The sequence below is a fragment of the Pirellulaceae bacterium genome, from assembly GCA_019636385.1.
In the GTDB taxonomy this organism is placed as follows: domain Bacteria; phylum Planctomycetota; class Planctomycetia; order Pirellulales; family Pirellulaceae; genus Aureliella.
In genome coordinates, this window is record JAHBXT010000005.1 from 251,461 (window position 1) to 263,141 (window position 11,681).

Below are 11,681 nucleotides of genomic sequence, written 5' to 3' on the forward strand. Positions count from 1 at the left end.
CGAGATGCCGGGGAGTACGACGGGGATTCAGCGGAAGAGGGTGGAAGAAGGCCTTCCTCGTCGGCAAAGCAGCCGTTTCCGCTCAAACAACAGACGGATATTACAAGCCAAGCCCGCCGCACCAATCGTCGTGGCAGGCCATGATTGCACGCATTTCGACTTGGCAATCTGTTCCACATGGATGGGTTATAGCGAATTTATCAAAGAAATCGGTGGGAATGTACCGAACATAAGCCACATCGGCTGTGTTGCTGTGCAGTGCCTCGCAATGCGCGGTGTGCCGCAGTCAATCGGTTGTGGGGAACTGCGGAGCACAAGTCGGACCGGATAGTACGGTACCGACGCTAAGAATGTCCAGTCGAATTGCCTGTGGGGCACGGCTGGAGACCTCGAAAATACAACAAAAGCCTACTCGGGATCAAAATGTTCGTAGGCCGATCGTGGCTCAAAAGTCACATCGTGCCACAGCAAGGAGCAAAGCATGAGAGTGCGTCTGAACCTGACTCTAGCCGCAATCGTCTTGGGCAGCCTGGTCGGCTGTGCGTCAACGGCGCGACATAATCTACCGTCCGCCCAGCAATTGCTCGAACCCGGCCCAGGAGTAGGTGGTCCCGGTCCTGGTGTGATGGGAGCTGAAATCGCTGCGATGGCAGGTGGTCAGCTGGCTGCATACGGTGGTATGGGCGGGGATGTTATTCCCGCCTCGCACGCCTGCTCCTCAGGCTGCTGTGGCTCAGGCGACGGCGTAGCTTCTGGCGGTATGATGGCTGGCATGATGCCTGGATCGGCCAACATCCAAGTGCTGTTCAGCAATCCCGACGGAATGCAAATTCACTTCGACAGTATTGGCGATGGCAGCTTTGGCAGCCAACCGCTGTACGTTCCAGGTCGTTTGGAATTTCCCCAAGGCGGAATCTTCCGTTTGAAACTAACCAACATCGTTGGTCTTGAGGGCGTTGAACTGTACCCCACGCTGGAGGTTGCGGCCGGCAACATTCGCACTGCAGCCTATCTGGCGCACAACGCCATACCCGTTCAGTTCACACAGGACGATTTCCAGTTCGTCATCGGCGGCAATTTCGTCACCAAGGTGATCTACCTGCCAGATCCAGAATATCAAGGCGACGCACTGGCCGGTGTGGGAGTCATGTCCAGCAACCGTTTGGAGCCCGGACTTGATCCAATTGTCGAAGCTGATCGTCGCGGTGCGATCCTGGCGATTGTGCGTATCGGCAACAAGGACATTGAAATGTCCAATCAGAACGGTGGTTTGCCGATGATGACAGCCGCTATGATCGCTGGGGCTGGTGGGCCCAATGGTTGCCTGATGATGGGCGGCGTGCCAACTTCGCTGCCCGGATACGTGGCGGGAGTCACTGGACCGCAGTATGGTATGACCTACTCGGGAACGCCGATTGGCCTACCTGGTCCTCCACATATCCCGTTGGGTACTCCGGCTGGTCTGCAAAAGCACACCATTCGCAATACGACTCACACACACATTCCTGACCCGGTCAGTCACGTTCAAGTCAACGTGCGTCAGACGCCGGGAGTCAGTTATCCGAACCCACCCAGCCACGTCAAGATTCGTGAGCAGAACATTCATCCCGGAGTTCCCACCGGTATGCCGCTTTACATGAGGCATAGCCAGAACGTTGGGCCTGATATGGGGGCTCAGTCGGGCATGGGTGGCGGAGCTGGAGCGTACTGACAGTCCAGGCCCAACAAACGTGGTGATCACAAGTTGCCACCTGCGATTGACGAGTTACTCGCGGTTGTCGGTGGCACTGTAGCCAAGCTGTCCACAACGAACAGCAGGCAGGTCAATCAACTTCGTCCAGGCTGGCAAGCGAGCTGCGAAAGAACTAGGGACATGCGGATGAGCCAAGGTAAACCAGCGACGGGCGCCGGCTGGCTGATCCATTTCGCGATTCGGGGTTTGCGAACAGTGGCCGCCAGCGGCGTCATCGTTTGTTGCGTGGCGCTGGCCGGTCCGCTATCAGCTCAGCAGTCTAACCTGCGGGGTACAGGACACGCGTTGCTCAGTGCATCTGCGCCGCCTGGAGTTGTCGCGGCAGCTCAGTGGGCCGGGGGAAAGCCGTCCGTAGGGACGTTGACTGCGGTTTCGATTGAAGGCCCGCCAGGTTTGAAGGTTGGCTTGGCCCGCGACGGTCAATTTTTAGCGCCGATCACCGCTCCAGTTACGACGGCGATGTTGGTTGGAGCAACATACCGCTTTCGCGTGACGAACATTCCGTATCGCGAAGGGCTAGAGCTGTTTCCCACTTTAGAGGTCATCGACCGAGTTTACAGCCCAGCTGGCCGGGAGCACCGCTTCCCCATTCCCGTAGTGTTAACCGAAGAAGATTTGGAACTCGCGTTGGATGGTGCCTTGGTGACGCGAGTGATCTACGTGGAAGATTCACACTCGGCCGCACCGTGGACAACTTTGCCTGGCCAGCAGATGACTACAGACGTTAGTCCACGCGACAACGCATTGCACACAGCCGATCTCTTGGGCCGACCTGTGGCCATCCTACGCATCGGCTCGCGAGTCCCCAACGATTTGGCGAATGATCTATCTGACTTCACCTGCGGGTGCCCACCCTGGTTGCCATTGCAGGTGGCTCCGAATCGCGACGCCATGATCAAGCAGGGGCGTTGGCCAGAAATGCAACCCGTGCAGCGGCCCGAAGCCATTTACTCCGAAGGTACCGGCGAAAATATTCCGCGCGTTCGACTACACGATTGACCTGCGCTACTTACGAGGCCTATGCGGCATGTTGTATCGTTCATTAGCTAACAATAGACAGCGACTCAGCAATGGCGGCTTGATCGCGGGCGCTGTGAGTCTGTGCTGCGCGATGGCGGGGTGTGGCGCGCTCAGCAGTTCGAAAAGAGCTAACGTCTTTGAAACAACTTCGCAGCTTACACAACCAGAGTCGATACAGTCTGCCGAAGGCTGTACGGCGGTCGCAAAGAGTAAAGCAGCGTGGGATTGCAAAATCGTCCAGGCCAGTTGTCAATGTCCCGCCGATAGTCCATTTGCTGAGGGTCAGGGTTGTCCAACGTCCGTAGATCGAGCTACGCATGCCAGAGGGTGCATTGGCAATCACCACCGCGGTCAGATTCCCGGTCCACCGTCTGGCGAAGGTAGCTACGTGTGCGGTCCAGCACCCGACGAAGGTTATTACGGCTACACGCCGATTGTTGACGAACAAGAGTATGTCTTTGATGGCGGAGATGGACAAGAACCGGCTGTTGCGCTTGAGGACTGGCGAGCGGCGGGAGTAGAAGCGACGGATACTGTCGCTTATTACCAAACTGAAGGGGGTAAAGTGTGCCTGCAGCCCTCCAATCGTGTCGCCGTGTATGCACCCCGATTCGGAGCGGTCAGACAAGTAACCGGAGCCGTGCTGGCAGAGAACGCGCAATCGACGGGAAGAGTCTACGCACCCGTAGTTGCCAGCGGTGTCGACGACCGCAATCCTGCTATTCAAGTGTCTGCGTCTCTGGGCACCATCGGTCGCAAGCAGGTACAACAACTGGATCGATTTGAAGAGCAACGTGCCAGCTTACCCTTGGAGTCGGCCTTGCCGGCACTGCCAGTTAGCGATGCCGTAGCGGCTTTGATGAATGTGGATGTTAATGTCGTAGATCGAGCTGCCCAGCGCGAGCGAGCCGATGTTCGGCAGGTTCGCGTACCAGTAGAAACCACATATCAACCCGAATCGCTAGTTGTGCTGGTGGACGACCAGCCCGTGCCCGTATTGCTCGGAAACAAGTCGCCCGCCGACGTTCATGTGTACGAAAATCCCGACAAGTGTGGTATCCGCTTGACCAAGTCAGCATCACATACCATGGCGGGTCCTGGCGATATTATTAGATTTACCATTCGTTACGAAAATATCAGCCCCGGTAAGCTTAATAAACTTGTCGTGTTGGATAGCCTGATGCCTCGGCTGGAGTATATTGAAGCAAGCCAACATAGCAGCGTCCGGGCAGGCTTCAAAGTCGAAGTCAACGAGGCCGGATCGAGTCTGCTGCGTTGGGAAATTGAGTCAACCGTCCAGCCGCACGAAGGAGGAGTCATCAGTTTTGACTGTCGGGTGCGCTAGCCGGCCGGGTTGCGCGCCTAACTCTTCGTAAATGAATTAACGCCCAGCCATGCATTCAACCGACCTGCGTCGCGATCATATTCATGGGTTGATGATGGGTGTAGCCATCGGAGACGCGCTGGGCGGTTCGCGACAAGAAATGTCACGAAGGTTGGGGCTGAAGATCTACGGACGCAAGCCACTGCGGTATACAACCCTTAGTGGGGCTGGTCTACCGGGTCCAAATACCGGCCTCATGCTGATGGCAGCCCAGGCCATCGTTTGTTCAGGTGTGACAAGCGATAATTTTGTCGGCAGCTATCAACAGCGCCTGTCTTGGTATCCGCTCAGCTTTCCAATTGGCATCGGTCCGGCAACTCTGGTGGCTGCCTTAAAATCATGGTTACGGCTATTTAAGCTTCCCAGTGGAGTGAATTCTACGGGTAACGATCCTGCGACGCGGGCGATCTTTGTGGCACTGGCTTTGGATCGCGCTGGTCCGCGATTTAAGAAGTGGGTTGAACTGAGTACTCGTATCACACATTCGCATCCTCTGGCAGTCGATGGTTGTGTGGTGTTGGCCAGTTTGGCCGAGCAAATCATCGACCAGCATGATGCATTCGACGCTCACGATGCCTGTTGCAAATTGGCGTCGTTTTCCTCCCAGCCGGAACTCAAGGAGCGCCTGGCTCAGCTGCCAGCCCTCCTGGAACAGAATTACAGTTGCATGCGCGTAGCCAATCAATTTGGCTGGCATACGCACATCAGTGACCATATTGTTCCGACTGCTGTGATGGCCTCGTATTGCTTCCTGCGCCACAGCCGAAACTTCCGCACCGCAGTGCAATCGGCAATTCGCCTCGGCGGCGACACCAGTTCGATGGGTGCTATCGTTGGCGGCTTGTCTGGAGCCTTGCTGGGTATAGGCGAGATTCCCGCAGTGTGGGTCGACAAGATCTCCGATTTCGCTTACGGTCCGACCTGGATGACACGCATGGCGCGTAGATTGTCGCATTGGCCGCATGGCGTCGATGATCTGTATGCTCCACCGGCTGAAGCGGTAGCGCCCTTTGAGCAGACTACTTTGAACCTGCTGCGCGTACCATTGATTCTGGCCAATCGACTTCGCCGCCTGCCCTGCCAATTAATTACGAGAACTCAGCCGCGGCGCTTGCGCCGCTGAAGGCTTAGTGTGCGGTCCATAAGTGACGTTCGTCGCTAGGCAGTGGATGAGCTGGGGTTCCAGCGAATGACGACCATGCCTACTGCCACTGGCACATTGGCTGCTGCACTCAAAAGCCGATGCCACCGTATTCGCCTTTGTCCTTTACTGGCCTTTGAACCAGACAAACGCACTGCGCCTGAATAATCAGTCCCTGGCCAACCGGACCGGTGGCCTCTCCGGTCTTGCTCTTGACGCTTATTTGATTGGCTCCCAGTACAAGTATTTCGGCGAGGCGTGCTTGCATGCGGTCGCGGTGTGGCAGCATCTTGGGCTGTTCCGCGTGAATGACACAGTCCAAATTGGCGATCCGCCACCCCAAGCTGAGTACTCGATGAGCGGCTGCCGATAACATGTCGGCAGAGTCTTGTCCTCGATGTTGTGGATCAGTATCGGGGAACATTTCGCCGATATCCCCCAAAGCCACTGCGCCCAAAAGCGCATCGGTTATGGCGTGTAACAAGACGTCGGCATCGCTGTGACCATCCAGCCGCTTGTCGAAGTCGATGTCAACTCCTCCAATTCGCAAAGGTCCGCCGCTAATCAAACGATGGGTGTCGTGTCCCACGCCCACTCGATACTCAGTTGACATCGCAATCGGTCTCCTAAAGTCAACCAGTCACTCAGGATCAGCCGTCGCCCTGTGTGGGCGTAACGCTGAATGGCCGCGGCCCATTATACCAGCTTCCAGCGACCACTGCTTATGTACGGTCCAGCTGAAATCATTGTGGCTTCCGTCGCCTGACGCCGGATGAGCTGATCAGCCGCCGTCTGGTGACAGGAACTACAAGTGTGTTGATATAGGCCGCTGGCTGACAGCGGTGGGGAGTTTGCATTCTGGGAGGTGGCACTATGATATGGCGTCCTCAACCACCATCGCATGTCGAGTCCGTATGGCTATCATCGAAATCCAAGACCTGACTAAATCGTATCGTGTCTACCAGAAGCGTGAGGGATTGGCCGCAGCCGTGCGCGGGCTTTTTCGCCGGCAGTATCGCACCGTCGAGGCGGTGCGTGGCATCAATCTGCAAGTTCAGCAAGGTGAATTCGTCGCTTTTCTTGGTCCCAACGGGGCTGGTAAGACAACCACGCTCAAGTTGCTGTCGGGGGTAATCTATCCCACGAGCGGGACGGCCAAAGTCATGGGCTATGTTCCCTGGGACCGCTCGAACGCCTACCGCAGTCGTTTCGCGCTGGTCATGGGACAAAAGAATCAGTTGTGGTGGGACTTGCCCAGCCAAGAATCGTTTCGGCTGCATCAACAAATTTACCGCATTCATCCCGACCAATTTCGCCGGACGCTGGATGAGTTGACGGAACTGTTAAGCGTCCGGGCGTTGCTGGGGCGGCCGGTGCGTGAGCTGTCATTGGGCGAGCGGATGAAGATGGAATTGATCGCGGCCCTGTTGCATTCGCCTGATGTGTTGTTCCTGGACGAACCGACGATCGGTTTGGACGTCGTAGCCCAACACAATATTCAGCAGTTCCTGCGGTTCTATCAGGAGCAGCGCCAGATCACGATCCTGCTGACTAGTCACTACATGAAGGACATCGCCGCACTGTGCCGCCGCCTGGTGGTCATCACGGATGGTGCCATTAAGTTCGATGGTTCGCTCAGCCAAGTCATCGACAATTTCAGTTCGACCCGCTTAGTGCGGATTCGCGTGGCCGAAGGCCAATTGGTCGAAGGTATCGAGCGATTTGCCAATGTCGAGTCCATTGAGTTGCCGAAAGTCACCCTTCGCTGCCCGCGCACCGCTGTGGCCCAAGTGTTAGCGCAACTGTTGGCCAATTACCAGATCGAAGATGTTGCCGTCGAGGACCCGCCGCTGGAAGAGGTGATCTCGCGCCTGTTTCAACAGGACCAGAGTGTGGGTTCCAATTCAAGGCTCTCCAACTCGTGCGAGCATGATCTGGCCGGCGCTGGACAGGAATCGCGCCAATGAGTTCGAAAGCTTCAAACGCGACAGTAGGCGCCGAGTTCGGTCCGCAGGGGCAATTGGGGCGCTTTCTGTGCTGGTGGACGATTTTTCGCATTGCATTGGAAGAGCGACTGGCCTACCGCGGCGATTTTGCTTTAGGCACCTTAATGCGTTTTCTGCCCATCGTTACACAGGTGTTCCTGTGGTGGGCTATTTTTGAATCGGTCAGCGGAGGCGCGGCTTCAGGGCGCATGGTGGGCTACAGCTTTCATGATATGATCGCCTATTACTTGCTGAGCATGTTAGCACGTGCTTTTTCAAGTATGCCGGGCTTGGCATCCTACGTGGCCAAACAGATTCGCGATGGTGAAATCAAGAAGTATTTGACACAGCCCATCGATATGCTTGGGTTCTTGTTGCTGGGTCGCACCGCACACAAGGTGGCCTATTACACGGTTGCCGCCCTACCCTTTGCCCTGGTCTTTTTTCTGTGCCGCCAATATTTTGTGGGTGGCTGGCCGGCTCCAGATGTGCTTCTGGCATTCGCGATTTCACTGGTTATGGGGTTCCTGTTGGGATTCTTGCTGGACTTGTGCATCGGTTTGGTTGGCTTCTGGTTCTTGGAAGTCAGTTCGTTGCTGTTCGTGTACATGCTGCTGAACTTCTTTTTATCAGGTCACATGTTTCCACTGGACCTGTTACCTGACCCCTGGAAGAGCTGGGTGGATGTCCTGCCGTTCAAGTACTTGGCCTATTTTCCGGCTGCCGTGTTCCTGGGGAAGATTCCGCCCGAAGCGTTGTGGCGCGAAATGGCTCTGGAGGCTGGCTGGTTGATCGCGCTCATTGTATTGGCGCGCTGCATGTACGCTCGTGGACTCAGGAGGTACAGCGGCTATGGAGGATAGTCGTTCCCGGATACCAGCGGATCGAGGTTTTCGGCATCCGGATTACTGGCGTGTCTACCAGATGTTCGTCCGCAATTCGCTGGTGCGTGACATGATGTTCCGCGCCAACTTCTTGATCGAAGTAGTTTCCAGCGCGGCTTGGTCGGTGATGAATATCGGCTTCTATTGGCTGATCTTCGAGCACACTCAGTCGATAGGTCAAGGCACGGGTTGGGGGCGCAGCGAATTCTTCGTGTTCATGGGAACAACTTGGATCATCAACGCGCTGATGCAGGCGCTGTTTATGCCCAATTCCGAAGAGTTCAGCGAGCTGATCCGTACCGGCGGCCTGGACTTTGCCTTGCTGAAGCCTATCGACACTCAGTTCCTAATTTCATTGCGCAAACTGAACTGGCCTAGTCTAGTCAATGTGCTGGTGGGGGCAGTGTTGATCGCAATCAGTTTGTATCAACTGTCCGCCCGCAGTCCGAATCCGTGGCATTTCCAGCCATCCATTCTGGTGTTGTACCCGCTGTATATCGGATGCGGCGTGGCGGTGATGTACAGCCTAATGATCTGTCTGGCCTCGACCAGCGTGTGGTTGGGACGCAATCAGACACTGTACGATTTTTGGTTTTATATTACCAATTTTTCGCGGTATCCCATGGAAATCTATCAACGTGGCTGGGGGATGCCACTGTACTACATTTTTACGTTCGCGATTCCGGTGCTGGTGGTTGTCAATGTGCCGGCGCGGCTGCTGGCACAGCCGCTGACGCCGCGCGCCGATTGGGAATGGCCATTGGCCGGATTCACACTGTTGGCCACGGCAGCTTCACTTGCTATTAGCCGCTGGGTATTCAACCGCTCCTTGCGTGCCTATCGTAGCGCCAGTAGTTGATAACTGGTCGCTGGTCCGGATTTGTAGCTAGCGTTGGCCGAACTTGCGCGATTTACCTTGAACGCGGTAGGGCAAGCCTTGGATGCGCAGGAAGCCCTCGGCGTCGTCCTGATTGTAGCTACCACCGGATTCCATGGTGGCGATGCCTTCGTCGTACAAGCTATTGGGACTGCTACGCTCCAGCACGATGACGTTGCCTTTGTACAGTCGCAACCTAACCTGACCAGTGACCACTTGGTGCGACTGACGAATGAAGGCCATGAGCGCATCCATCTTGGCCGAATACCAATAGCCATAGTAAACCATTTCGGCAATCATCGGTGACAGGCTATCGCGGAGGTGAACCAAGTCGCGATCGAGCGTCAGTTGTTCGACATGCTTGGCTGCTTCATACAACAGCGTCATCCCTGGAGCTTCATACACACCGCGACTTTTCATGCCGACAAAGCGGTTTTCGATAACGTCGATGCGCCCCACGCCGTTCCGTCCGCCAATGAGGTTCAACTGCGATACCGTTTCCAGCGCCGAACAGCGCTGGCCGTTGACTGAGACTGGCATGCCAGATTCAAAGCCAATGGAGACTTCCTCACCTTTGTCTGGTGCCTGTTGAGGACTGACGGTCATCGTAAAATCCACTAGATCAACTCCGCAAACATCCAGCCTTTCAAGTTCGCCGGCTTCGTAACTGATATGCAACACATTTTCGTCCGAGGAGTAAGGCTTTTTGGCGGTTGCCTTGACGGGGATGTTGCGCTGTTGGCAGTAAGCGATCATTTCTGTCCTGCCTGGAAATGAGTCACGCCACTCGCGAGTTCTCCAGGGTGCATAAACGGTGATATCTGGACGTAGGGCTTCAGCCGCCAATTGAAAGCGGCATTGATCGTTTCCCTTGCCCGTGGCACCGTGAGCGTAAACTTGAGCACCTACTTCGTCGGCTACTTCGAGCATCTTCTTGGAGATCAACGGACGAGCAATGCTGGTGCCCAACAAATACGGCCCTTCGTATTTGGCTTGCCACATCAGGCATGGAAAGGCAAAATCGCGGCACAGCTCTTCTCGCGCGTCGATCATCCGCACGCTTTTGGCACCGATGCTCTGTGCTTTGTCCTTCATTTGCTGTCGGTCTTCACCGGGTTGACCCAAGTCTACGTACACGGCATGCACTTCGTAGCCGCGCTCGATCAACCAGCTCAACATGCACGAAGTATCCAGTCCTCCGGAATAAGCCAACACACAAACCGTCATCGCTTTGCAGCCTCTCTGTGGTTAATGATCAATGAAAGTCACTTGGTTGTGATCCGCCCATGCATGGTCGTTCGTTAACCACCGCACGCAGATTCGTATTTAGTAACACGTAGCAGCGTTTTTTGCCTTGCAATCCAGCTCAAGATTCTCACTGCAACTGCGGCTTTGTCAATGATTGCCAGAGTCTCATACATCAAACCATAGAATGCGCTGCGGCCAAACGGATATTGTTACCGTCTGTCCCGTCGCGATTGTGCCGCTGGCAGCAAGTGCCATCAGGCGCTGGCTGCCGATTCTGCCAAAAATTAATTGCGCAAATCCCACGGATTGGACCTGTTGGACCTGTACCACAAGTGTTATCGGTAACAGCACATCTGGCGAACTCGCTTGATGCGATGGATTCAGCTGCTTTGCCAGTGCCCTTGCGGTAGCACTTGGGGGAGCTTGGAAGTTCAGTGCGCAGCAGCCAATCAGACAGTGCTCGGGGCGTATGGCGGCCGCCAGGCCAGTTCGCGATGCTAATCTTGTTATGGCGGCAAATTCCGGTACATCTGCGGGAAGTTGGTTGATACCCCATGGGCTGAGCAACTCAGCGACTCGCAGCGAACGCGGGTGGTCGTACACCTGTTGAGAACGATCCAGTTGTAGTACACGACCTTGATCCAGTACCGCCAAGTGGGTTGCCACACGCATCGCTTCTTGAGCGTTATGCGTTACCCAGCACCAAGACATTTGGTATTCTTCGCTGAGCGCTAATAGACGGTCAATCAATTGCTCACGCAGCCCACCATCCAGTTGACTCAGTGGCTCGTCTAGCAGTAGTACATCCGGACGCCTGATTAGCGCTTTGGCCAGGGCGACTCGCTGTGCCTGTCCGCCCGAAATTTGACTGGGAAGTCGCCGCATTAGCGAGCCGATATCAAATTGCTCGGCGGCCTGATCGATGCGAGCGTCAATCTCATGTCGCGGAACATTGGCGTGCTGCAGGGCAATTCGCAGGTTGTGTCGAACATCTAATTGTGGATAGAGCGCGTAGTCTTGGCTGACCCAGGCGATATTGCGCTTGGCCGTCGGAATCGACTGCATTGGCTGGCCGCGGAGATGAACTTGCCCGCACGCAGGTACGAGCAACCCGGTCATGACTCGCAGCAGAGTCGACTTGCCCGCCCCACTGACTCCCAACACAGCTAGCCGCTGGCCACGCTCAAGTTTCAGGTTGATTCCCCTGAGAACAGTTGAGCCAGATAGGGTCGCGTCGACTTCAGTCAATTCGACAACTGCCATTTCCGGGGTTATTCCTGTTGTTATCGGTAAGACCAGTACAGTCGTCAATTCAGTCAGGTCAAGGACTATTGAATTCCAGTTGGTTTGTTGCCACCGTGCAGAGCGCCGCAGTCATCAGCCGAAAGT

10 protein-coding genes are annotated in these 11,681 nt (G+C 55.6%); 7 read left to right on the plus strand and 3 right to left on the minus strand.

Features of this window, described 5'->3' with window-relative positions; translation table 11 throughout:
• Positions 1-481 precede the first annotated feature (481 nt).
• The 4 genes from KF752_18645 to KF752_18660 all read left to right on the plus strand — a co-directional run bounded on the left by KF752_18645 (position 482) and on the right by KF752_18660 (position 5,280).
• Positions 482-1,711 (plus strand): hypothetical protein, encoded by a 1,230-nt coding sequence (locus KF752_18645; protein ID MBX3423580.1) that lies wholly within the window; start codon positions 482-484, stop codon positions 1,709-1,711.
• A gap of 168 nt (positions 1,712-1,879) precedes the next feature.
• Positions 1,880-2,752 (plus strand): hypothetical protein, encoded by an 873-nt coding sequence (locus tag KF752_18650; protein ID MBX3423581.1) that lies wholly within the window; start codon positions 1,880-1,882, stop codon positions 2,750-2,752.
• 28 nt (positions 2,753-2,780) lie between these two features.
• Entirely contained in the window at positions 2,781-4,118 is a 1,338-nt protein-coding gene (locus KF752_18655) for a DUF11 domain-containing protein (GenBank protein ID MBX3423582.1), read from the plus strand.
• Between the two features lie 49 nt (positions 4,119-4,167).
• On the plus strand, positions 4,168-5,280 hold the full coding sequence (locus tag KF752_18660; GenBank protein ID MBX3423583.1) for an ADP-ribosylglycohydrolase family protein: 1,113 nt from the start codon (positions 4,168-4,170) through the stop codon (positions 5,278-5,280).
• Positions 5,281-5,389: 109 nt separating this feature from the next.
• Here the strand turns inward: KF752_18660 and ispF are convergent, their stop codons facing one another.
• Positions 5,390-5,911 (minus strand): 2-C-methyl-D-erythritol 2,4-cyclodiphosphate synthase, encoded by a 522-nt coding sequence (gene ispF, locus KF752_18665; protein MBX3423584.1) that lies wholly within the window; start codon positions 5,909-5,911, stop codon positions 5,390-5,392.
• A 301-nt stretch (positions 5,912-6,212) separates the two neighbouring features.
• Between ispF and KF752_18670 the strand changes: the two genes are divergently transcribed.
• Genes KF752_18670 through KF752_18680 form a run of 3 tightly spaced genes read left to right on the plus strand, consistent with a single transcriptional unit; the run spans position 6,213 to position 9,026 of the window.
• Positions 6,213-7,265 (plus strand): ABC transporter ATP-binding protein, encoded by a 1,053-nt coding sequence (locus tag KF752_18670; protein MBX3423585.1) that lies wholly within the window; start codon positions 6,213-6,215, stop codon positions 7,263-7,265.
• Positions 7,262-8,146 (plus strand): ABC-2 family transporter protein, encoded by an 885-nt coding sequence (locus KF752_18675; GenBank protein MBX3423586.1) that lies wholly within the window; start codon positions 7,262-7,264, stop codon positions 8,144-8,146. The genes KF752_18670 and KF752_18675 overlap by 4 nt, the downstream gene beginning before the upstream one ends.
• The gene (locus tag KF752_18680; protein ID MBX3423587.1) at positions 8,136-9,026 is read left to right on the plus strand and encodes an ABC-2 family transporter protein; all 891 of its coding nucleotides are present in this window, start codon (positions 8,136-8,138) and stop codon (positions 9,024-9,026) included. The genes KF752_18675 and KF752_18680 overlap by 11 nt, the downstream gene beginning before the upstream one ends.
• A 27-nt stretch (positions 9,027-9,053) precedes the next feature.
• On the opposite strand, the gene KF752_18685 is transcribed toward KF752_18680, so the two are convergent.
• Positions 9,054-10,271, minus strand: coding sequence for an argininosuccinate synthase (locus KF752_18685; GenBank protein ID MBX3423588.1), 1,218 nt, complete (start codon positions 10,269-10,271; stop codon positions 9,054-9,056).
• A 186-nt stretch (positions 10,272-10,457) separates the two neighbouring features.
• Entirely contained in the window at positions 10,458-11,555 is a 1,098-nt protein-coding gene (locus KF752_18690) for an ABC transporter ATP-binding protein (GenBank protein MBX3423589.1), read from the minus strand.
• Between the last annotated feature and the right edge of the window lie 126 nt (positions 11,556-11,681).

What these genes read in the sequence shown, in the direction of transcription:
- KF752_18645 (MBX3423580.1), top strand. Translation starts at nt 482, where the DNA reads ATGAGAGTGCGTCTGAACCTGACTCTAGCCGCAATCGTCTTGGGCAGC.
- KF752_18650 (MBX3423581.1), top strand. Translation starts at nt 1,880, where the DNA reads ATGAGCCAAGGTAAACCAGCGACGGGCGCCGGCTGGCTGATCCATTTC.
- KF752_18655 (MBX3423582.1), top strand. Translation starts at nt 2,781, where the DNA reads ATGTTGTATCGTTCATTAGCTAACAATAGACAGCGACTCAGCAATGGC.
- KF752_18660 (MBX3423583.1), top strand. Translation starts at nt 4,168, where the DNA reads ATGCATTCAACCGACCTGCGTCGCGATCATATTCATGGGTTGATGATG.
- ispF (MBX3423584.1), bottom strand. Translation starts at nt 5,911, where the DNA reads ATGTCAACTGAGTATCGAGTGGGCGTGGGACACGACACCCATCGTTTG.
- KF752_18670 (MBX3423585.1), top strand. Translation starts at nt 6,213, where the DNA reads ATGGCTATCATCGAAATCCAAGACCTGACTAAATCGTATCGTGTCTAC.
- KF752_18675 (MBX3423586.1), top strand. Translation starts at nt 7,262, where the DNA reads ATGAGTTCGAAAGCTTCAAACGCGACAGTAGGCGCCGAGTTCGGTCCG.
- KF752_18680 (MBX3423587.1), top strand. Translation starts at nt 8,136, where the DNA reads ATGGAGGATAGTCGTTCCCGGATACCAGCGGATCGAGGTTTTCGGCAT.
- KF752_18685 (MBX3423588.1), bottom strand. Translation starts at nt 10,271, where the DNA reads ATGACGGTTTGTGTGTTGGCTTATTCCGGAGGACTGGATACTTCGTGC.
- KF752_18690 (MBX3423589.1), bottom strand. Translation starts at nt 11,555, where the DNA reads ATGGCAGTTGTCGAATTGACTGAAGTCGACGCGACCCTATCTGGCTCA.